Source organism: Mycobacteriales bacterium, from assembly GCA_035690485.1.
Lineage (GTDB): Bacteria > Actinomycetota > Actinomycetes > JAFAQI01 > DASSKL01 > DASSKL01.
The window spans coordinates 37,289-57,648 of record DASSKL010000070.1 but is presented as its reverse complement, the minus strand read 5'-3'; the positions used below and the strand labels follow the sequence as shown (position 1 = coordinate 57,648).

At 70.8% G+C, this 20,360-nt stretch carries 21 protein-coding genes; 14 read left to right on the top strand and 7 right to left on the bottom strand.

Annotated features, from left to right (window positions below; genetic code table 11):
• The 3 genes from VFJ21_09895 to bcp form a co-directional block, all read right to left on the bottom strand.
• Positions 1-876: cytochrome P450 (locus tag VFJ21_09895; protein ID HET7407429.1), on the bottom strand; the 876-nt coding region annotated here is incomplete at its 3' end.
• 36 nt (positions 877-912) lie between these two features.
• Positions 913-1,104, bottom strand: a complete 192-nt coding sequence (locus VFJ21_09890) for a ferredoxin (GenBank protein ID HET7407428.1) — start codon at positions 1,102-1,104, stop codon at positions 913-915.
• A gap of 48 nt (positions 1,105-1,152) precedes the next feature.
• Positions 1,153-1,632 (bottom strand): thioredoxin-dependent thiol peroxidase, encoded by a 480-nt coding sequence (bcp, locus tag VFJ21_09885; GenBank protein ID HET7407427.1) that lies wholly within the window; start codon positions 1,630-1,632, stop codon positions 1,153-1,155.
• Between the two features lie 93 nt (positions 1,633-1,725).
• Here bcp and VFJ21_09880 point away from each other — a divergent pair, with 93 nt between their 5' ends.
• The 8 genes from VFJ21_09880 to def all read left to right on the top strand — a co-directional run bounded on the left by VFJ21_09880 (position 1,726) and on the right by def (position 11,409).
• Positions 1,726-2,766, top strand: a complete 1,041-nt coding sequence (locus VFJ21_09880) for a glucose 1-dehydrogenase (protein HET7407426.1) — start codon at positions 1,726-1,728, stop codon at positions 2,764-2,766.
• Positions 2,767-2,771: 5 nt separating this feature from the next.
• Positions 2,772-3,200 carry a DUF3618 domain-containing protein gene (locus VFJ21_09875; protein HET7407425.1) on the top strand — a complete coding sequence of 143 codons (429 nt, stop codon included), beginning with the start codon at positions 2,772-2,774 and terminating at the stop codon, positions 3,198-3,200.
• Between the two features lie 220 nt (positions 3,201-3,420).
• Entirely contained in the window at positions 3,421-5,202 is a 1,782-nt protein-coding gene (locus tag VFJ21_09870; protein ID HET7407424.1) for a hypothetical protein, read from the top strand.
• A complete protein-coding gene (locus VFJ21_09865; protein ID HET7407423.1) occupies positions 5,202-7,460 on the top strand; it encodes an ABC transporter permease in 2,259 nt (752 codons plus the stop codon). Before VFJ21_09870 ends, VFJ21_09865 begins: the two co-directional genes overlap by 1 nt.
• Positions 7,457-9,232 carry an ATP-binding cassette domain-containing protein gene (locus tag VFJ21_09860; GenBank protein HET7407422.1) on the top strand — a complete coding sequence of 592 codons (1,776 nt, stop codon included), beginning with the start codon at positions 7,457-7,459 and terminating at the stop codon, positions 9,230-9,232. The genes VFJ21_09865 and VFJ21_09860 overlap by 4 nt, the downstream gene beginning before the upstream one ends.
• Positions 9,233-9,234: 2 nt before the next feature.
• Positions 9,235-10,353, top strand: a complete 1,119-nt coding sequence (locus VFJ21_09855) for a hypothetical protein (GenBank protein ID HET7407421.1) — start codon at positions 9,235-9,237, stop codon at positions 10,351-10,353.
• A gap of 22 nt (positions 10,354-10,375) precedes the next feature.
• Positions 10,376-10,897 carry an ACT domain-containing protein gene (locus tag VFJ21_09850; GenBank protein HET7407420.1) on the top strand — a complete coding sequence of 174 codons (522 nt, stop codon included), beginning with the start codon at positions 10,376-10,378 and terminating at the stop codon, positions 10,895-10,897.
• A complete protein-coding gene (gene def, locus VFJ21_09845; GenBank protein ID HET7407419.1) occupies positions 10,897-11,409 on the top strand; it encodes a peptide deformylase in 513 nt (170 codons plus the stop codon). Before VFJ21_09850 ends, def begins: the two co-directional genes overlap by 1 nt.
• A gap of 4 nt (positions 11,410-11,413) precedes the next feature.
• On the opposite strand, the gene VFJ21_09840 is transcribed toward def, so the two are convergent.
• Positions 11,414-12,454 carry a prenyltransferase gene (locus tag VFJ21_09840; protein ID HET7407418.1) on the bottom strand — a complete coding sequence of 347 codons (1,041 nt, stop codon included), beginning with the start codon at positions 12,452-12,454 and terminating at the stop codon, positions 11,414-11,416.
• Between the two features lie 73 nt (positions 12,455-12,527).
• Between VFJ21_09840 and VFJ21_09835 the strand changes: the two genes are divergently transcribed.
• On the top strand, positions 12,528-13,298 hold the full coding sequence (locus VFJ21_09835) for a crotonase/enoyl-CoA hydratase family protein (protein HET7407417.1): 771 nt from the start codon (positions 12,528-12,530) through the stop codon (positions 13,296-13,298).
• 3 nt (positions 13,299-13,301) lie between these two features.
• On the opposite strand, the gene VFJ21_09830 is transcribed toward VFJ21_09835, so the two are convergent.
• Entirely contained in the window at positions 13,302-14,339 is a 1,038-nt protein-coding gene (locus VFJ21_09830; protein HET7407416.1) for an LLM class F420-dependent oxidoreductase, read from the bottom strand.
• A 53-nt stretch (positions 14,340-14,392) separates the two neighbouring features.
• Here VFJ21_09830 and VFJ21_09825 point away from each other — a divergent pair, with 53 nt between their 5' ends.
• Genes VFJ21_09825 through VFJ21_09815 form a run of 3 tightly spaced genes read left to right on the top strand, consistent with a single transcriptional unit; the run spans position 14,393 to position 17,338 of the window.
• A complete protein-coding gene (locus VFJ21_09825) occupies positions 14,393-15,535 on the top strand; it encodes an acyl-CoA dehydrogenase family protein (protein ID HET7407415.1) in 1,143 nt (380 codons plus the stop codon).
• A gap of 58 nt (positions 15,536-15,593) precedes the next feature.
• Complete coding sequence (locus VFJ21_09820) at positions 15,594-16,391, top strand: SDR family NAD(P)-dependent oxidoreductase (GenBank protein HET7407414.1); 798 nt, start codon at positions 15,594-15,596, stop codon at positions 16,389-16,391.
• A gap of 29 nt (positions 16,392-16,420) precedes the next feature.
• Complete coding sequence (locus VFJ21_09815) at positions 16,421-17,338, top strand: SDR family oxidoreductase (protein HET7407413.1); 918 nt, start codon at positions 16,421-16,423, stop codon at positions 17,336-17,338.
• Between the two features lie 6 nt (positions 17,339-17,344).
• Here VFJ21_09815 and VFJ21_09810 read toward each other — a convergent pair whose 3' ends face one another.
• Positions 17,345-17,890: a DUF1360 domain-containing protein gene (locus VFJ21_09810; GenBank protein ID HET7407412.1), complete on the bottom strand. Its 546-nt coding sequence runs from the start codon at positions 17,888-17,890 to the stop codon at positions 17,345-17,347.
• A gap of 96 nt (positions 17,891-17,986) precedes the next feature.
• Between VFJ21_09810 and VFJ21_09805 the strand changes: the two genes are divergently transcribed.
• Together VFJ21_09805 and VFJ21_09800 are read left to right on the top strand one after the other, a co-directional pair.
• Positions 17,987-19,498, top strand: a complete 1,512-nt coding sequence (locus VFJ21_09805) for an MFS transporter (GenBank protein HET7407411.1) — start codon at positions 17,987-17,989, stop codon at positions 19,496-19,498.
• Positions 19,495-19,908: a Rieske (2Fe-2S) protein gene (locus VFJ21_09800; GenBank protein ID HET7407410.1), complete on the top strand. Its 414-nt coding sequence runs from the start codon at positions 19,495-19,497 to the stop codon at positions 19,906-19,908. The genes VFJ21_09805 and VFJ21_09800 overlap by 4 nt, the downstream gene beginning before the upstream one ends.
• Positions 19,909-19,913: 5 nt before the next feature.
• Here the strand turns inward: VFJ21_09800 and VFJ21_09795 are convergent, their stop codons facing one another.
• Positions 19,914-20,315 (bottom strand): hypothetical protein, encoded by a 402-nt coding sequence (locus VFJ21_09795; protein HET7407409.1) that lies wholly within the window; start codon positions 20,313-20,315, stop codon positions 19,914-19,916.
• Positions 20,316-20,360 lie beyond the last annotated feature (45 nt).

Below are 20,360 nucleotides of genomic sequence, written 5' to 3'. Positions count from 1 at the left end.
CGCGTAGCGCTCGAAGTCGGACAGCCACAGCTGCTTCTGGTCGGGGTTCTGGGTCAGGAAGTGCAGCCCGTGCGCGATCGCGTTGCGGGTCGTCTCGTTGCCCGCGACCACCAGCAGGATGAAGAACGACCCGAGCTCCTGGTCGGTCAGCGTCTCGCCGTCGACGCTGGCGGTGACGAGCTTGCTGGTGACGTCGTCGACCGGGTTGTCGCGGCGGTAGCGGCCGAGCTCCTGCACCATCGTCGACAGCTCGGACCCGGCGGTCAGCAGTGCGCCGGCGATGTCACCGCCGTCGGGGACGAACTCCGGGTCGCTCGCGCCGAGGATGACGTTGGAGCGCTCGAAGATGAACTGGTAGTCCTTCTCCGGGATGCCCATCATGTCGCAGATGATCTTGAGCGGCAGCTTGGCCGCGATCTCGGGCACGAAGTCGCACGAGCCCGCCGCGAGGACGTCGTCGACGATGCGCTCGGCCGCCTGCTGCACCTGGTCCTCGACCTTCGCCAGCATCCGCGGGGTGAAGCCCCGGGAGACGATGCGGCGCAGCCGCGCGTGCTTCGGGTCGTCCATGTTGATCATGGAGCCGAAGAACTCCGCGAACTCCGGCGGCATGTCGAAGATGCCGGTCGCGCTGCGCCCCGAGATGAAGATCTCCGGCTGCCGGCTCGCCTCGAGGACGTGCTTGTGCTTGGTCAGCACGTAGTAGCCGGGGCCCTTCTGGATGAAGTCGACGTCGGGCTCCGGCTCCTCGAAGAACGGTACCGGTTCGTCGGCGCGGAAGTGCGCGAACGCGGTCTCCCGCTCCTCGATGGGCCGGCCCCAGAACTCGAGGTCCGAGAAGTCGACGCGGGAGGACTCGGGCGCGGTGGAGGTCATGACCAGTCCTGTCGGTTGCGAGGGTCGGTACGGAAGTCAGCCCTGGATGCTGATGGCCTGCTTGGGGCAGCCCCGCACGGCCGCCTCGACCTTGGGCCGCAGGCTCTCGTCGGGCTCCTCCTGAAGGACGTACATGAGATCGTCGTCCCGGACTTCGAACACCTCGGGGGCTTGGCTCATGCAGACCGCGTTGCTCTCACAGCGGTCGTAGTCGACGACGACGCGCACGGTGACGGCTCCTTTCCGACCAACCTGACGTACGCCGCAGGTTAGTCCCTAGCTCGCGAGACCGAGGTCGCGGCGCAGCTTGGCGACGTGGCCCTTGGCCCGCACGTTGTAGAGCGCCTGCTCGACGCGGCCGTCGTCACCGACCACGACGGTCGAGCGGATGACGCCGACGACCTTCTTGCCGTACATGGTCTTCTCGCCCCAGGCGCCGTAGGCCTCGAGCACCTTGTGGTCGGGGTCGGACAGCAACGGGAACGTCAGCGCGTGCGCCTCGCGGAACTTCACCAGCTTCGACGGCGGGTCCGGCGAGATGCCGACGACCGACAGGCCGGCGGCCTCGAAGTCGCCCAGATCGTCGCGGAAGTCGCAGGCCTGCGTCGTACAGCCGGGGGTCAGCGCCGCCGGGTAGAAGTAGACGACGACGCGCCCCGGGTGGCCGGCGCGGAGCTCCGAGAGCCGGACGAGGTTGCCGTCGGCGTCGGGCAGTGAGAACTCCGGGGCGGGGTCGCCGATCGACAGACGCGGCATGATGCCTCCTCGGGACCGTCCTGCGTGGGCGTGCGAGCACGCTAGTGCGTGACGACGATGTTCGGAGCGGTGGGGAGCGGGGAGGGAGCGGACGTGAAGGCATGCACCGTTACGCCGGGTAAACCTGAGTCGGCGAAGGTCGAGGAGGTCCCCGAGCCGCCGCCCGACCTCGGCGAGATCCACGTCGAGGGCCAGCTCGTGGGCGTCTGCGGCACCGACGTCGAGATCACGCAGTACGGCTACGGCTGGCCGCCGCCGGGAAGCGACCGGATGACGCTCTTCCACGAGTCGCTCGGCCGCGTCATCGATGCCCCGAAGGGCAGCGGGTTCGCCACGGGCGACCTGGTCGTCGGCATCGTCCGCCGACCCGACCCGGTGCCCTGCATGCCCTGCTCGAAGGACGAGTGGGACTTCTGCCGCAACGGCAAGTACACCGAGCGCGGCATCAAGGAGATGGACGGCTACGGCTCGCAGCAGTGGCGGGTGCCGGCCAAGTTCGCCGTCCGCCTCGACGCGGACCTCGGCGACCTCGCGGTGCTGACCGAGCCGACCTCCGTGGTCGCCAAGGCCTGGGACCAGGTCGAGAAGATCAGCGCACGGGCGACGTTGGACGCGCACCGCGTCCTCGTCACCGGCGCCGGGCCGATCGGCCTGCTGGCCGCGATGATCGGGGTTCAGAAGGGCTACGAGGTGCACGTGCTCGACCGGGTCACCGACGGCCCCAAGCCGCAGCTCGTCCGCGACCTCGGCGCGACCTACCACAGCGACGCGGCCGATGCCGGCGAGCCCGACGTCGTCATCGAGTGCACCGGCGTCGGCCAGCTGGTCTTCGACCTGCTGCAGCGCACGGCGCACAACGCGATCACCTGCCTGACCGGGATCTCCTCCGGCACCAGGGCGATCAGCACCGAGGCCGACGCGCTCAACAAGGAGCTCGTGCTCGGCAACGACGTGGTCTTCGGCTCGGTCAACGCCAACCGGCGGCACTACGAGCTGGCCGCCGGCTACCTCAGCGCAGCCGACAACGACTGGCTCGCCCGGCTGATCACCCGACGGGTGCCGATGGACGCCTGGCCGGACGCCCTCGACAAGCGACCCGACGACGTGAAGGTCGTCGTCGACCTGCGACAGTGATGGCAGTGACCCGCGAGGAGGAAGACGTGGCCGGCCAGGACCCGCACGCCATCCAGCGAGAGATCGAGCACACCCGGGCCGAGCTCGCCGAGACCATCGACGCCATCGCCGATCGTGTCAGCCCCAAGCGGGTCGCGAGCCGCAGCGCCGCTCGCCTGCGCACCGCCGTGCACGACGTTCTCCACGGCCCCGACGGCCTGCCCGTCGGCCAGCCGATGAGCCGTCGCGCGCTGCCCCCGTCGCGCAGCGGCGCAGCGCTCGACGAGCTGCGCCACGTGGCCGAGGAAGGGTCGGGGTCGGCGTTCACCGGGTCCCACACCTACACGATCGAGCGGCAGCTGCGCACCGACCGGGTGCTGATCGCGGTCGGTGTCGTCGCCGCGGTGGCCGCGGTCGCGCTCTACGTCGGCTACGGGCGCCAGTCGCGCCGCTGACCGACTGGCACGAGGCGGCCGGCCTCGCCCGCGGGGGGGATACGGGCGAGACCGACCTTCCGGCAGTCTAGGTCGGCCTGCTCGGCGATTTGTCACGCGCCGCACCTCTTGACGCGGCCTTGCGCCGTCGCATCCGAATAGTCACCACCTGACGGCAGGACGTGACGGGCCTCACAGCGAATTAGCGGCGCAGCACCCCCGCGCACTCCAAGAGGCCCACATGGATGGAACCAAGCTCGCTCGGCGCTACCTGCCGCTGGCGGTGGTCCTGGCCCTCCAGGCCCTGATCATCACGATCGTGCCGTCGACCGCGCCGGGCAGCAGCAACACCGCCAGCGGCAGCCTCTACACGCAGAACGGCACCGGCGGGGTGCCGGGCAGCAGTGGGGCCACCGGCAGCAGCGGCTCGCTGGCCGGAGCCGGCGGCACGGCGACCGGAGCCGGCGCGGCCACGGGCAGCAGCGCGAGCGGAGCCGGCGGCACCGCCGGCACCGGCGGCGGCGGAGCAGGCGGCGCCACGCCGACGGGGACGGCGGCGGGCGACACGAGCCACTGTGTCGACGGCCGGCAGTACGACCCCAAGATCGACTACTACGCCCCGCCGTGCACGCCCAAGTTCACCGGCGCCAACGGTGGCAACACCTACCGCGGCGTGACCAAGGACCAGATCGAGGTCGTCTGGTACGTCAGCGACTACGGGCCCGAGGTCAACGCGATCCTGCAGGCGCAGGGTCTCTATGTGAGCTTCAGCCAGGCCCAGGCGTTCAACAACGCGGTCGAGAAGTTCGTCAACAGCCACTACGAGCTCTACGGGCGCAAGCTGCACATCGACACCTACGCCGGCCAGTGCCAGTCGGTGCCACCCGACAAGCAGTGCCTGATTCCCGAGATGGACACGATCGTCGCGAAGTACCACCCCTACGCGGTCATCTGGAACACCACACTGTGCTCGGACTGCTTCGCAGAGCTGGCCCGCAAGGGCACGGTCAACCTCGGTGGGGCGGGGTTCTCCGAGGCTTTCAACCAGGCGATGAACCCCTATCACTGGGACGTCAACATGACGGGCACCCGGATGATGAGCATGTTCGCCAACTGGTGGTGCAGCCAGATGACGAGCAACAACAGCAGCCGCGTGGTCAAGTACGCGCCCAACTTCAACCCGGCGCAGAACTTCAACGGCAAGAAGCGGGTGCTCGGGGTCATCAGCACCAACGACCCGGACAACCAGTACACCGCGCAGAAGATCCTCGCGCCGCTGCTGAAGCAGAAATGCGGCGAGGACTTCAGCCAGAACCAGTACTACTACGACCAGAACATCAACACGGCTGCGCAGCAGACCCAGGCGGGCATCGCCGCGATGAACAAGCCCGGCCACCCGGCGACGACCGTGCTGTGCCTGTGCGACCCCGTCGCCCCGCAGTTCCTCTACTCCGGCGAGGCGCAGAACAACTACTGGCCGGAGAACGTCCTCGCCACCAACCAGGGCATGGACGCGGACACCGTCGGCCAGACCTACACGAGCGACGGCGGGCTGGCCTGCCCCCAGTCGGGCCACTGCCCCTACGACCTCGCCTTTGGGCTGTCACAGCTCGACGCCGGTGAGCCGCTCGACAACGACACGGCGACCCGCATCTGGCACCTCGGCGGCGGCCAGGGCAACACGCCGTTCGAGTCGGACACGGCGACCACCAACTGGGGCTACATCAACATGCTGATGACGATGATCCAGGCCACCGGCCCGGATCTCACCCCGCAGAACATGGCCGCCGCGGCGTTCCGGATCCCGCCGCGCGGCGGCGGCGACACCGGCCGCATCCTTCGGGTGCTCGCGCCCGACAACCACGGCTGGAACGCCGACGTCCGCATCGTCTACTGGGACAAGCACCAGAAGTCCAACGTCAACGGCAAACCGGGTCACTACGTGCAGATCGAGGGCGCGCGCAAGAACGGCAGCTTCGACGCGATCGACGGCCCGCCGATGCCGATGGACGGGCGGCACTGATGTCGAGTCTGGACTCTGTCCGGCGGTGGCCGGCGCTGCCGGCAGCCGGCCAGGTCTGGAAGTGGCTGCGCGACGACGACGGGCCGGCCGCCAAGGCCGTCCGCTGGGCGCTGCTGATCGTCGGCTTCTGGGCGTTCACCTGGGTCGCGTTCGACCTGTCGACGAAGAACTACATCGACGGGCTCGCCCTCGGGTCGCTCTACGGCCTCATCGGCGTCGCGCTGGTGCTGATCTACCGCAGCGTGCGCATCATCAACTTCGCCGCCGCGGCCATCGGTGCGGTGCCCGCGGTGACGGCGCTATTGCTCAACATCCAGGGTTACTTGGGCTACCTGGAGGCGCTGCCGATCGCGTTCCTCGGCGGGCCGCTGTTCGGCGTGCTGGCCGACGTGCTCGTGATGCGACGGTTCGCCAAGGCGCCGCGGCTGATCCTCACGGTGGTCACGGTCGGCATCGCCCAGTCGCTCGGCGCGCTGGCGTTCTTCATCCCGATCTGGCTCGGTGCCAAGGCCGGCCAGATCGCGACCGTCCCGACGCCCTGGCGGGACTTCGCGTTCCACAACGGCCAGGGCCAGCCCGTGCTCTCGGGTGACCAGATCTTCGCCTTCGCCGTCGTCGTTGGGCTCACCGCCGGCCTCGCGTCGTTCCTGCGCTGGACGCGCATGGGCATCGCCCTGCGCGCGTCGGCGGAGAACGCCGACCGCGCCTCGCTGCTCGGCATCCCGGTCAAGCTCGTCGGCACCGTCGCCTGGGCGATCGCCGGCCTGCTCGCCGGGGCGGCGATCTACGTGCAGTCCCCGCTCATCGGGGTGCCGCAGGACGCCACGCTCGGCTTCGACACCCTGCTCTACGGCATGGCCGCGGCCGTCGTTGGGCGGCTGGAGCGCATCGGGGTCACGCTGATGGCCGGTCTCGGCATCGGCGTACTCATCTTCGCCTCGATCGCCAGCACCGGCACCAACAACGTCGCCTCGGCGCTGATGCTCGTGGTGATCATCGTCGCGCTGCTCGTGCAGCGCGGTGTCGCGTCCCGCGCCTACGACATGGGCGTCGCCACCTGGCAGAACGTCAAGCGCTTCCGGCCGGTACCGGTCGAGCTGCGCAACCTGCCCGAGGTACGCCGCGCCGGTTACGCGATCACCGTGACGATGGTCGGCTTCATGGTCGTGCTGCCGTTCGTCGTCAGCAGCCCCTACCTGCCCTCGCTCGCGGTGCTGCCGCTCTACGGCATCGTCGCGGTGTCGCTGGTCATCCTGTCCGGCTGGGCGGGGCAGATCAGCCTCGGTCAGTTCGGCCTGGTCGGCATGGCCGCCGCCGTCTCCGGTGGCCTCGTCGCCGAGCACAACATCGACTTCTTCCTCGCCATGGGCATCGGCATCCTGGCCGGCGCGGTGACCGCGATGGTGATCGGCATCCCGGCGCTACGGATCAGCGGCCTCTACCTCGCCGTCACCACGCTGGCGTTCGGCTACGCGGTGCAGGGCTACATCCTCAACAAGAACTACCCGATCGGCCGGTTGCTGCTGCCGTCCGGCTTCGCTGCCTCCGTCGAGCGGCCGCTGCTGTGGGGACGCATCAACCTCGAGGACGATCTGAACTTCTACTTCGTCTGCCTGGCGTTCCTCGCGGTGGTCTACGTCGCCGCCCTGTCTTTCCGGCGAAACCGCGGCATGCGCGTGCTGATGGCGGTGCGCGACAACGTGCGCGCCGGTGCCGCCTACACGGTCAACCCGATCCGCACCAAGCTCGCGGCGTTCGCCATCTCCGGGGGCATCGCCGGTGTCGCCGGCGTGCTGTTCGCCTACGGCCAGCACAACGTGATCCCCGGCAGCTACTCGGTCTTCAACAGCATCTCGATCTTCCTTGCGGTGGTCATCGGCGGGCTCACGTCGCTGCCGTTCGCGGTGGTCGGCGCGATGCTGTTCGAGGCGTCCGCGCTGTTCGGCCACCAGCTCGACCCCTACATCGGGCAGAGCGTGGCCACGATCCTGCCGTTGCTGCTCACCGGCCCGCTGCTCGTGGCCAACCTCATGCTCTACCCCGGAGGGTCCGCGGAGGAGGGCTTCAAGCAGCGCGACCGGTTCCTGCGCTGGGTGGCGGCCCGGCGCGGCCTGCACGTGCCTTCCCTGGTCGCCGACCGCCGGGTCGACGCGGAGCCCGACGACGAGACCGAGGTGCTCGAGAGCGCCGAGGAGCGCTTCCGCGGGCTGTCCGCGCAACCCGGACCCGCCGAGCCGACCGTCGGAGCGCGGTCGTGAGGCGCGCCGGGCGGGTGGATCCGACCGCTGCGCTGCGCCGATTGGCGCGGCGGCAGGCGGCGCAGACCGCCGTGCTCGAGGTGCCCCGGCCGGCAGCAGGGGAGGGGCCGCTGCTGCAGTGCAGCGGAGTCGACGTCGCCTACGACAAGGTGCAGATCCTCTTCGGCGTCGACATGGAGGTGGAGCGCGGCGAGATCGTCGCCCTGCTCGGGACCAACGGCGCCGGGAAGTCGACGCTGCTCAAGGCGATCTCCGGTCTCGTCGACCCGGCGGCGGGGCGCATCCTCTTCGACGGCCTCGACATCACCCACGCCGACGCGGTGAAGACGTCGAAGCTCGGCATCATCCAGGTGCCCGGCGGCAAGGCCGTCTTCCCGACGCTGACCGTCGCCGAGCACTTCAAGGCCGGCACCTGGCTCTACGCCGACGAGGACCCCAAGCAGGTCGAGGCCCGCACCCAGCAGGTGCTCGACCAGTTCCCACGGCTGCGCGAGCGGTGGGGTCAGCTCGCCGGCAACCTGTCCGGCGGGGAGCAGCAGCAGCTCGCGCTCGGCATGGCCTTCGTCGCCAAGCCGAAGCTGCTGGTCATCGACGAGCTGTCGCTCGGGCTCGCGCCGACGATCGTCGAGCAGCTGCTCGAGATGGTGCGCGCGATCCATGCCACCGGCTGCACGATCATCGTGGTCGAGCAGTCGGTCAACGTCGCGCTCACGATCGCCAGCCGCGCCTTCTTCATGGAGAAGGGCGAGGTGCGGTTCTCCGGGCCGACGGCCGAGCTGCTGGAGCGGGACGACATCCTGCGCTCGGTCTTCCTGCAGGGGGCGGCACAGACTCGACCTGCCCCACCGCGCGCGGCGAAGGGCAGGCGTGCGGCGGTCGCCGAGCCGCAGCGGCCGGCCCCCGGTCCGGACGCGCCGGTGGTCCTCGCGTCGCAGTCGGTCTCCAAGAGCTTCGGCGGCATCAATGCCCTGTCCGACGTCGACATCGAGGTACGGGCCGGGGAGATCCTCGGCGTCATCGGGCCCAACGGCGCCGGCAAGACGACGATCTTCGACGTCCTGTCGGGCTTCCTCAAGCCCGACGCCGGCCGGGTGATGCTGCGCGGTGTCGACGTGACCGGCTGGCCCGCCGACCGCCGGGCGACGATCGGCCTCGGCCGGTCGTTCCAGGACGCGCGCATCTTCCCGACGCTCACCGTCGCGGAGAACCTCGCGATGGGTGTCGAGCGGCACATCGACACCCGAGACCACTTCGCCGCGCTGCTCGGCCTGCCGGCCGTGCTCGCCTCGGAGGACGACGTCGCCTACACCGTCGAGGACCTCGTCGAGCTGATGAACCTCGGTGCCTTCCGCGACAAGTTCGTGTCCGAGCTGTCGACCGGTTCCCGCCGCATCGTCGACCTGGCCATGGCGATCGCCCACGACCCCGTCGTACTCATCCTCGACGAGCCGTCATCGGGCATCGCGCAGCGCGAGACCGAGGCGCTCGGGCCGCTGCTGCGCCGGATCCAGGCCGAGACCGGGTGCGCCATGCTCGTGATCGAGCACGACATGCCGCTGATCACCGCGATCTCCGACCGGCTGGTCGCGATGGACCTCGGCCGCGTCATCGCGGAAGGGCCGCCGCAGGCGGTGCTCGAGGACCCCGTCGTCGTGTCGTCCTACCTCGGCAGCGACACTGCTGTGATCAACCGCTCGGGTCGGGGCGAACCGGACACCGCGTCGACGCCCCGGCCGCGGCGGCGGGCCTCTTCCACCGGGACTAGGAGCTGACGATGTCGACCCTGCTTCGCCGGATGCTCCCAGCGGTGCTGCTCACAGTTGCCTCCGCCGGTGGCCTGCTGGTCACCGCCGGGTCGGCCAGCGCCGACTCGCCCGTCGTCACCGGCTGGTGGAGCGAGGCGCGGCCCGGCAACGCCACCGTCGGCACGCTGCCGCAGGACCCGACCTACACCGACGACGGCACCCTCGTCGTCCGCAACACCCCGGCGGGTGTCGCGGCGTTCGCCGCGCTGCGCTACGTCGCCAGCGGGTCGAGCGGCGGCACCCTCACGCTGGACATCGCCGACAACAAGTCGGTCGAGGCACCCGCCCTGGTGCTCTGCCCGACGACCAGCGCCTGGTCGGGCGGCGGCAACCAGCAGTGGGACCACGCGCCGACCTATGACTGCAGCAAGAAGATCACCGGCCAGGCCAACGGGTCCAAGGTCACGTGGACGCTCAACGACAGCCTCCAGGCGATGCCCGGCACCTTCGACTTCGTGGTGGTGCCTGACCCGGGCTACCAGACGCCGTTCGAGGTGACGATCGCCAAGCCGTCGGACGCGTCGTTCACGGCGACCGGCGCCGGCAGCGACGGCAGCGGCCTGCCCGCCAACCCGGTGACCGACGGGTCGACCTCGACCGGCACGGGCGCAGCCGGTGCGTCGTCGGCCGGCGCCCCCATGCCGGCGCTTTCCGGTGACAACTCGTTCGCCGCCCCGCCGACGAACGCGGGGGTCGCTCCGTCGGTCGCGGGTCCCGAGGCCGGCACGGCGCCGTCGGGGCAGGGCGGCGCTCCGGTCGTCGCCGACCCCACCCGTCGGCTGGCCGCCTCCGGCGGCAACCACGACGGCCGCACGTTGGGCATCGGCCTCATCGTCGGCCTGGCGCTCGTCCTGCTGGTCGTGATGGCGAACCCCGGTGCCGCTTCGTCCGCCCGCCGTTTCCACCATCCGGTGCTCGCGGCGATGGGTGGTGGCGCGGCCGCGGCGGCCGACGAGGGCCAGGCCGAGGCCGCGGCGCCGGTGCTCACACGCACTGGCCACCCGCTGCTGCAGGGGCTGCAGGCGACGCGGGCCGGCGGGGTCGGCCGGTTCGTCCGGGACCGCCCCCGGCCACCCGTGCGGCTCTAGACCGCCACTACCCTCCGGGGGCATGACCGCCTTCGCCGTCACCGTCATCGGTGACGATCGCCCGGGCATCGTCGCGGCCGTCACCTCGGCTCTCGCCGACCTCGGGGCCAACCTCGAGGACTCGTCGATGACGATCCTGCGCGGGCGGTTCGCGATGACCCTGATCGCGCAGGCGGCGGTGACCGAGGCCGCCATCCGCGCCGCGCTGGTCCCGGCGGAGCGGCGGCTGGGCGTGCACACCACGGTCGCCGAGGTCGGTCCGGAGACGGCGGAGGCCGTGCCGGCCGGCAGCCACTACCTGCTCTCGTTGCACGGCGCCGACCGCCCCGGCATCGTTGCGGCGATCACCGGGCTCGTCGCCGACTGCCACGGCAACATCACCGACATGACGACCCGGCTCGCCGGTGACCTCTACGTGCTCGTGTGCGAGGTCGACCTCCCCGGCGACGTCGACGCCGAGCAGCTCGACCGCGACCTCGCCGAGCTCGCCGCGGGTCTCGGTGTGCACGCGTCCCTGCGCGCGGCTGAGGCGGAACTCCTGTAGTGAGCGATCCGCAGGTGCGGCCGGTCGTCCACGCCCCGGCTGAGGTCCTCAGCACGCCGTCTGTCGACGTCGACCCGCGCGACCCGGCCGTCGCGGCCCTCGCCGACGACCTTGTCGCGACGATGCGCGAGTTCACCGGTTGCGTGGGGCTTGCCGCGCCGCAGATCGGGGTCGGCTGGCGGGTCTTCTGCCTCGACGTCGGTGGTCACCGCAAGACCAGGTCGTACGCCGGACTCGTCGTGCTCGCCAACCCCCGGCTCGTGCACGGCGAGGAGCCGAAGTCCGGCCGCGAGGGCTGCCTGTCGGTGCCCGACCTCACCGGCGACGTGCCGCGGTTCCTCCGGGTCACCGTGGCCGGGGTGGTGCCGGGCACGGGGGAGGAGCGGGTGGTCGAGGCGGATGCCTACGAGGCGGTCGGCCTGCAGCACGAGCTCGACCACCTCGACGGGATGCTGTTCCTCGACCGGGTGGCCGGCGCGCACGCGCTCTACCCGCGCAAGCGCTACCTGTAGCGGCTCAGTAGCCGGTCATCCCGAAGCCGGCTGCGATCGCGAGGCCGGCGACCAGCAGCGCGCCGGCCCGCCGGGTGTGCAGGAAAGCGATCGCCGCGAACCACAACGGCCAGATCGGGAAACCCTCGGGGGGCGCGTCGGGCCGCGGTCGGGACAGGTAGCGCCAGGCCTTGGCGGCCACCGGAAGCCCCGCGACCACCGTGAGCGATGGCCAGGGCAGCGCGCCGACGGCGACGTCGACGGCGACCAGCACGTAGAACGTCGCGAGCAGCCCGCGGGTCAGGCCCCGCGCCCGCCGCTCCCCGAGGAGGACCGGCAGCGTGCGGGTGCCGGCGGGTGCGTCGTACGGGATCTTGTCGACGTGCTTGCCCATGAGCACCGTCGTGCAGAGCAGCCCGTAGGGCAGCGAGGCGAGCCACACCTGCCAGGGCGCGGTGCCGGTCGCGGCGAAGTAGGTGCCGACCACCATCAGCGGCCCCCAGACCACGAGCACGTCGGGCTCGCCGAGGCCGATCTTCTTCAGCCGCAGCGGTGGAGACGTGTAGGCGACGCTGAGCAGGAAGCCGCCGAGCGCGAAGCCGACGATCGGCCAGCCGCGACGGCCGGCGAGGAACAGCAGGATCGCCAGGTCCGCGAGGTTGACCAGCGCGATGGCCCGGTAGAGCTGGGCCTTGGTCACGAGCCCGGACAGGATCGGGTGCGGGGCGTAGAGCGCGCGCGGGTAGTCGAGGGTGTCGGTGCCGACCTGGGTGTCGGCGAGGTCGTTCATGAGGTTGTTGGCGACGTGGGCCAGCAGGATGCCGAGGATCGCGACCAGCAGGTTGACGACGCTGACGTGCGGTGCGCCGACCGCCAGCAGTGCGGCGACCAGACCGGCGAACAGCGTCATCGGCAGCACGGCGGCCCGGGTGACGACCAGCCAGCGGGTCACGGCGTCGATCTCGCCCGCGGGCGGGTTCGTGGTGCGCAGCGCGTAGCGCCAGGCGGCCAGCCGGCCGTTGACGTGGGGGTCCAGTGCGGGATGGACGGCCGCCTGATCGGTCACCCCGATCACGCTACCCGGCGGGCGCACGGTAGGAAGAACCTGACGTAGCCCTCAACTGCAGGAGAGACAGGTCATGGCCGACGAGGTCCTCTACCGGATGGAAGGCCGCACCGCGGTCATCACGCTGAACCGTCCCGACGCGCGCAACGCCGTCAACGGCGCGCTCGCTACCGGGCTGCATGAGTCGATCGAGAAGTTCGAGGCCGACGACGAGGCGCGGGTCGCGATCCTCACCGGCACCGGCCAGGCGTTCTGCGCGGGCATGGACCTCAAGGCGTTCTCCTCCGGCGAGGCCGGCGGCGTCGTGCAGCCCAAGGGCGGCTTCGCGGGTTTCGTGACCTACCCGCGCACCAAGCCGGTGATCGGCGCGATCAACGGGTTCGCCCTCGCCGGCGGCTGCGAGATCGCGCTGTCCTGCGACTTCCTCGTCGCGGCCGAGTCGGCGACGTTCGGTCTGCCCGAGCCGATGCGCGGCCTGTTCGCCGCGGCCGGCGGCGTCTTCCGGCTGCCGCGGGCGATGTTCCCCCGCAAGGCGCTGGAGATGATCCTCACCGCCGAGCGCATCGACGCCGCCGAGGCGCACCGGGTCGGCCTGGTCAACCACGTCGTCGCCGACGGCGACCTGCTCGCCAAGGCGCTCGAGATCGCCGAGAAGATCGCCAAGAACGCACCGCTGTCGATCAAGGCCAGCCTCGAGCTCGCCCGGCTCTCCCAGGATCTGACCGAGGAGGAGCTGTGGAAGCGCAACAACCACTTCTCGGGCACGGTCAACACCAGCAAGGACGCCATGGAAGGCGCGATGGCGTTCGTCGAGAAGCGCGAACCGGTCTGGAAGGGCGAGTAACCCTCAGCCCTTGAGCTCGGCGATCACGGCGTCCCAGGTGCCGGGCTCGGCGGCGTAGGGCGCGTAGAAGCTGAACCGGTCGACCAGGTCGCCGAAGCGGTCCTTGATCGCGGCGGCGACCTGGTCGGGCGGGGCCACGACGGCGAACGCGTCGAGCATCTCGTCGTCGATCAGCGTGCCCATGGCCTGCCAGCGGCCGGCGTCGTCGCTCTTGGAGAGCCGGTTGAGCTCGGCCCCGACCTCACCCCAGCCGTGCAGGTCGAGCACGCCGCGGTAGGCCGGGGTGCTGCCGTAGAACGCGATCTGCTGGCGTACGCCGGCGGCGGCCTTGGTCATCTGCTCGTCGTCGCGGCCGGTCACCACGAACGCCGGGTAGCTGATCTGGAAGTCGCCCCGCTTCTTGCCCGCCCGCTCGAGCCCGGCCTCGATCGTCGGCACCGTGACCTCTCGCAGGTAGCGGTGGGTGGTGAAGCCGTGCACGAGCATGCCGTCGGCCACCTCGGCCGCCACGCTGGTCATGACCTCGCCGACAGCGGCGAGCAGGATCTTCGGCCGGCCGTAGGGGTTGGGCCCCGGGTCGAAGAACGGCGTCATCAGCGTGTGGGTGTAGAAGTCGCCCCGGAAGTCGAGCTTGCCGCCGGTCTCCCACGCGTCCCAGATGGCCCGGATCGCGAGGATCAGCTCGCGCATCCGCGGCGCCGGGTGGCTCCAGGGCATCGCGAACCGCTTCTCGATGTGCGGCTTGATCTGGCTGCCGAGGCCGAGCATGAACCGGCCCTTCGACATCAGCTGCAGGTCGTTGGCCAGGTAGGCGAGGTTCATCGGGTTGCGGGCGAAGGCGACCGCGATCGCGGTGCCCAGCTCGATGTGCTCGCTGTGCTCGGCAGCGACGACCAGCGGCAGGAACGCGTCGTGCGCGGTCTCGGCCGACCACACGCCGTCGTAGCCGAGCTGCTCCTGCTCGCGGACCGACGCCGCGATCGCCTCGGACGACATCTCGCCCGAGCCCCTGCTGATCCCGAGTCCACCGTCGACCTTCATGGCCGGACCGTAGCACTAGAATCTGAGGTCGACGTCAGATCAGAGGGGACCCCATGCAGCGGCAGATCTTCGACTCCGAGCACGCCGGCTTCCGCGAGATGGTCCGGGCGTTCATCGACAAGGAGATCGCCCCGCACCACGCCGCCTGGGAGTCCGCCGGCATCGTCGACCGCGAGGTCTGGACAAAGGCCGGCGCGCAGGGGCTCCTCGGCTTCGAGATCGACGAGGCCTACGGCGGTGGCGGCCAGGCCGACTTCCGCTACAACGCGATCCTCGACGAGGAGATGGCGCGCGCCGGCGCGACCGGAGTCGGCTACAGCCTGCAGAACGACGTCGTCGCGCCGTACCTCGTGCGGCTGCTCAACGACGAGCAGAAGCAGCGCTGGCTGCCGGGCGTCTGCTCCGGCGAGATCATCACGGCGATCGCGATGACCGAGCCCGCAGCCGGCAGCGACCTGCAGGGCATCAAGACGACCGCGCTCAAGGACGGTGGCGACTACGTCGTCAACGGGCAGAAGACGTTCATCACCAACGGCATCCACTCCGACATCGTCATCGTCGTCGCCCGCACCGACCCGGAGGCCGGGCACAAGGGCATCAGCCTGCTGATGGTCGAGCGCGGGATGCCCGGGTTCGAGCGCGGCCGCAACCTCGACAAGATGGGGCTGAAGGCGCAGGACACCGCGGAGCTGTTCTTCTCCGACGTCCGCGTGCCGAAGGCCAACCTGCTCGGCGAGGAGGGCCAGGGCTTCATCTACCTGATGCAGAACCTCCCGCAGGAGCGGCTGTCGATCGCGGTGAGCGCGGTGGCCTCGGCTGAGTGGGCGCTCGAGGTGACGGTCGCCTACTGCAAGGAGCGGGAGGCGTTCGGCAGGCCGATCGGCACCTTCCAGAACAGCCGCTTCGCCCTGGCCGAGATGGCTACGGAGGTGGAGATCGCCCGGGTCTTCGTCGACCGGTGCATCACCGAGCACAACGCCGGCAACCTGTCGCCGAGCGACGCGGCGATGGCGAAGTGGTGGACGACCGAGCTGCAGAAGAAGGTCATCGACCGCTGCGTGCAGCTGCACGGCGGCTACGGCTACATGCTCGAGTACCCCATCGCCAAGGCCTACCTCGACTGCCGCATCCAGACGATCTACGGCGGCACCACAGAGATCATGAAGGAGATCGTCGGCCGTTCCCTCGGCGTCTGACGGTGAAAACCGAACGACGCTCGACAACGTCGCCTTACCTCGACAGGATGCGGGACTCGTGAGCGCACTCGACGGCAAGACCGCGATCGTGACCGGGGCAAGTCGCGGCATCGGGGCCGCGATCGCCGAGCTGTTCGCCGCGGAGGGCGCGCGGGTGGCGGTCGCCGCCCGCACCGTCGATCCCGGGCAGAGCGCGCTCGAGGGCACGATCAACGAGACCGTCGAGCGGATCCGCGCGGCCGGCGGCACCGCCGTCGCGATCCCGGCCGACCTGTCGCGGCGCGAGGACCGCGAGCGGCTGGTGGCCGAGAGCGAGCACGCGCTCGGGCCCGTCGACGTCCTCGTCAACAACGCGGCGGTGACCTACTTCCTGCCGGTCGCCGACTTCCCGGCCAAGCGCATGGACCTGATGTTCGAGGTGCAGGTCAACGCGCCGTTCCACCTGGCGCAGCTGGTGCTGCCCGGCATGCGCGAGCGCGGCTCCGGCTGGATCCTCAACATCTCGTCGATCGCCGCGGTGCACCCGAAGCCCGATGCGGGCCGGATCGGAGGCACCGTCTACGGCATGTGCAAGGCCGCGCTCGAACGCTTCACCACCGGGCTCGCGTCCGAGGTCTACGACGCGGGCATCGCGGTCAACGCGCTGTCGCCCAACCGGGTGGTGCCGACGCCGGGGACGCTGTTCCACCACCTCGTCACCGACGACACCGACCCCGACCGGGTCGAGCCGCCCGAGGTCATGGCCCGAGCCGCGCTCGCGCTGTGCAGCGGCGACCCGCGGACGCTGACCGGTCGGGTCACCTACTCGCAGACCTTGCTCGACGAGCTGGGATCGATCCCGCACCCCGCTTCCTGATCGCCACGAAGAAACGGAGACCGAAAGTCATGTCTGCACTGTGCGACGGCCGCGTCGTCATCGTCACCGGCGCCGGCCGCGGCATCGGCCGGGAGGAGGCGCTGGAGTTCGCTCGCCAGGGCGCCATGGTCGTCGTCAACGACGTCGGCGGCTCGGCCGACGGTGTCGGCTCCGACGACGCGCCGGCCCAGCAGGTCGTCGACGAGATCAAGGCGATGGGCGGCGAGGCGGTCGCCAACTACGACGACGTGTCCGATTGGGAGGGCGCCGAGCGGCTCGTGCGCACCGCGATCGACACGTTCGGCGAGCTGCACACGCTGGTCAACAACGCCGGCATCCTGCGTGACCGGATGCTGTTCAACATGACGCCCGACGAGTGGGACGCCGTCATCAAGGTGCACCTGCGCGGCACCTTCGCCCCGACCCGCGTCGCCGTCGGTCACTGGCGCGACAAGGCCAAGGCGGGCGAGCCGGTCGACGCGCGCATCGTCAACACCAGCTCGGCCTCCGGCATCTACGGCAACGTCGGCCAGACCAACTACGGGGCGGCCAAGGCCGGCATCGCCGCCTTCACGGTCATCGCCGCCAAGGAGCTCGAGCGCTACGGCGTACTCGTCAACGCGATCGCACCCGGCGCGCTCACCCGCATGACCGAGAACCTCATGCCCGGTGGGGCGAAGCCGCTCGACGAGGGCTGGGACCCGCGCGACCCCTCGAACATCGCCCCACTGGTCGTCTGGCTCGGCAGCGGCGACTGCACGGGCGTGACCGGCCGGGTGTTCAACGTCCGCGGCGGCGAGATCAGCGTCGCCGAGGGCTGGCACGCCGGACCGGGGGCCGACAAGGGCGCCCGGTGGGACCCGAGCGAGCTCGGCTCGGTCGTGCCGGACCTCGTCGCCAAGGCCGCCAAGAACGCGAACATGGGCGGCCAGATCCCCAAGGAGTAGGCCCGACTACTTGGCCTCGCCGGTGGCCTGCTCGATCGCCGCGTGCGCGAACTGCAGGAAGTCGGACACCGCCACCACGCCGAACGTCGAGGCCGCGAGCCGGGTGAACCGCGGGGCCAGCACCAGGCCGCTCACGAAGCCGGTGGCCACCCACTGCGACACGCAGAACGGGCAGGTCAGCAGCTCGCCGATCGCGTGCCGCCAGGTGCTGTCCTCGCGGGGCTCCTCGTGCAGCTCGGAGGGGCCGGTCAGCCCGTCGTAGTGGGTGAACGGCGCGCGTAGCGGGCTGGTGACCGGGTCCCTGGCGATCAGCCGTGACAGCTTGAACGTCGCGAGCGACGAGAGCGCCAGGTCGGCCCACGGCACCGCTGCCGGTCCGCGCCGGCCCATCAGCCGGCTGGCGGCGACGAGCGCGGCGGCGGTCAGCGCGTAGGTGCCCATCGTGGCGGTGTAACCGGCCAGGGGCCGGTCCTCGCCCTGTGTGTACTCCGCGGCCTCGCGATGGGCCGTCTCGCGGACCTTGTCGGTGAGGTTCTCGGCGACGTTGCTCATGCCAGCGGCATACCCGGTGCAGGGGTCGCCACCCGGCCGGGGGTGACGGTGATCACACCGCCCGCCGCGGTCGGCCGCGGCGGTTAGGTTGGCCTGATGACCACGTTCAGCCCCGACCGGCCTGACGTCGACGCAGGCGGCGGGCGCCGGCGACCGCACCCGGGGCTGGCCCTGGGCGTGATCGCCAGCGCACAGCTGATGGTCGTGCTCGACGCCACCATCGTGAACATCGCGCTGCCGCACATCCGCGACGCGCTGCACTTCAGCCAGACCTCGCTCGCCTGGGTGCTCAACGCCTACACGCTGACCTTCGGCGGCCTGCTGCTGCTCGGCGGGCGCATGGGTGACCTGTTCGGCCGGCGGCGCATGTTCATCACCGGCGTGCTGCTGTTCGCGCTGGCGAGCCTCGCCGGCGGGTTCGCGCAGGACCAGACGATGCTTCTCGCGATGCGGGCGCTGCAGGGCATCGGCGGCGCGATCGCCTCGCCGACCGCGCTCGCGCTGATCACGACGACGTTCGCGGAGGGGCCGGCGCGCAACAAGGCGTTCGGTGTCTACGCCGCGGTCTCCGGCGCGGGGGCCGCGATCGGGCTGATCCTCGGTGGCGTGCTGACCGACGCCCTGTCCTGGCGCTGGGTGCTGTTCGTCAACGCCCCGATCGGGATCGCGCTGGCCGTCGCCGCGCCGTTCGTCACCGACGACAACGCGCGCAGCACCGGCCGGCTCGACATCGCCGGCGCGCTGACGTCGACGCTCGGCATGGCGAGCCTCGTCTACGGGCTGATTCACGCCGCGAGCGACGGGTGGAGCGACGCGGTCACCGTGGTCGCGCTGGCCGTCGCCGTACCCCTGCTCGTCGCGTTCGTCGTCGTGGAGGCGCGTACGCCGCAGCCACTGATGCCGCTGCGGCTCTTCCGTGACCGGACCCGGGTCGGCACCTACGTCGTGATGCTCATCGTGGGTGCCGCAGTGTTCGCGATGTTCTTCTTCCTCACGCAGTTCGTGCAGGAGGTGCTGGGCTTCTCGCCGCTGAAGGCCGGCTTCGCGTTCCTGCCGGTGAGCGCGGTGATCGTGGTGATGGCCCAGGTGGCGAGCCGGCTGGTGACCAAGCTGGCCCCGCGCAACCTCATCGCGAGCGGCACGCTGCTCGCCGGTGGCGGGCTGTGGTTGCTCTCCCACCTGAGCGTCCATTCGACCTACGCGACCGGCATCGTGCCGCCGATGCTGATGATCGCCGCGGGGATGGGGCTGATCTTCGTGCCCATCACGCTGGGCGCCGTCGCCGGTGTCGCGCCCGAGGACAGCGGCATCGCGTCGGCGATGCTCAACGTCGGCCAGCAGGTGGGCGGCACGCTCGGGCTCTCCGCGCTGATCACGGTGTTCGGCTCGGCGTTCGACCACCGGCTGCACAGCCTGCTCGCCGGACTGTCCGGGCCGCCGACACAGCAGGCGAAGCTCGCGTTGCTGCAGCAGGCGACCGTGCACGGTTGGGACTCGGCGTTCCGGGTGGGCGCCTACTTCGCGCTGGCCGGCTTCGTGGCCACGTTGGTGCTGATCCGGGCGGAGAGCCCGCGCGGCGGACAGCTGCCGATGGCGGGGGCGGCGTGACCCCTGCGGTTTCGCGCCGCGGCCTGCTGGCCGGAGCCTGCGCCGTCTGCGCGGCCGTCCTCACCGGCTGTGCGAGCGCGGGGCGGGGCGCCTCGCCCGCCATCCGGCTGTCCACCTCCGACCCCTTGGTCGCGCTCGACGCGATCCCGGTCGGCGAGGCGGTGTCGGTGACCGTGCCGGGCGGCGCGTCGATCATCGTCGGCCGGCCGACTGCCGACACGGCGGCGGCGTTCAGCCCCATCTGCACCCACCAGGGCTGCACCGTCTCACCGGCCGGGTCACGGCTCGAGTGCCCGTGCCACGGGTCGGTCTTCGACGCCACGACCGGCGCGGTCGTCCGGGGGCCGGCTGCCCGCCCGCTGCAGTCGTTGCCGGTGACCGTGCGCGACGGTCAGGTCTTCGCCACCTGACGGTGTCAGGAGCCGAGCAGCATCCCGAGGAACAGCGCGCCCAGCGCCGACAGCCCGGTCAGCGCGCCCCAGACGGCGAGACCCCGGCGCGAGGTCGCCCGGATGTGCAGGAAGGCCGCGATGCCCGAGATCGCCACGACGACGAGCTTGGCCGACAGCGTGGCGCGATAGCTGTCGCTCACGTGGTCACCCAGCGCGGTGATGTTCCAGATCCCGGTCGCGACGAGCAGCGCGAACGCGCTCCAACCGATGACGTTGAACCGCCGTGCCGCCTCGCGCGGCGCGTCGGGCGAGATGCGACGCAGCACGGGCACCAGCCCGGCGAGCGTCAGCTGCCCGCCGACCCAGATCGTCGCGCCGAGCACGTGCAGGAAAAGGCGGATCGTGTCGAGGTGGACCGGGAGCACCGCAGCAGCCTAGGCGACCGGCCTCACGATAGAACACGTTCTACT

Bases quoted from the DNA above. Each gene is read 5' to 3' on its own strand.
- VFJ21_09865 (HET7407423.1), top strand. From the start codon at position 5,202: ATGTCGAGTCTGGACTCTGTCCGGCGGTGGCCGGCGCTGCCGGCAGCC.
- VFJ21_09830 (HET7407416.1), bottom strand. From the start codon at position 14,339: ATGAAGGTCGACGGTGGACTCGGGATCAGCAGGGGCTCGGGCGAGATG.
- VFJ21_09835 (HET7407417.1), top strand. From the start codon at position 12,528: ATGGCCGACGAGGTCCTCTACCGGATGGAAGGCCGCACCGCGGTCATC.
- VFJ21_09805 (HET7407411.1), top strand. From the start codon at position 17,987: ATGACCACGTTCAGCCCCGACCGGCCTGACGTCGACGCAGGCGGCGGG.
- bcp (HET7407427.1), bottom strand. From the start codon at position 1,632: ATGCCGCGTCTGTCGATCGGCGACCCCGCCCCGGAGTTCTCACTGCCC.
- VFJ21_09815 (HET7407413.1), top strand. From the start codon at position 16,421: ATGTCTGCACTGTGCGACGGCCGCGTCGTCATCGTCACCGGCGCCGGC.
- VFJ21_09850 (HET7407420.1), top strand. From the start codon at position 10,376: ATGACCGCCTTCGCCGTCACCGTCATCGGTGACGATCGCCCGGGCATC.
- VFJ21_09810 (HET7407412.1), bottom strand. From the start codon at position 17,890: ATGAGCAACGTCGCCGAGAACCTCACCGACAAGGTCCGCGAGACGGCC.
- VFJ21_09870 (HET7407424.1), top strand. From the start codon at position 3,421: ATGGATGGAACCAAGCTCGCTCGGCGCTACCTGCCGCTGGCGGTGGTC.
- VFJ21_09855 (HET7407421.1), top strand. From the start codon at position 9,235: ATGTCGACCCTGCTTCGCCGGATGCTCCCAGCGGTGCTGCTCACAGTT.
- VFJ21_09825 (HET7407415.1), top strand. From the start codon at position 14,393: ATGCAGCGGCAGATCTTCGACTCCGAGCACGCCGGCTTCCGCGAGATG.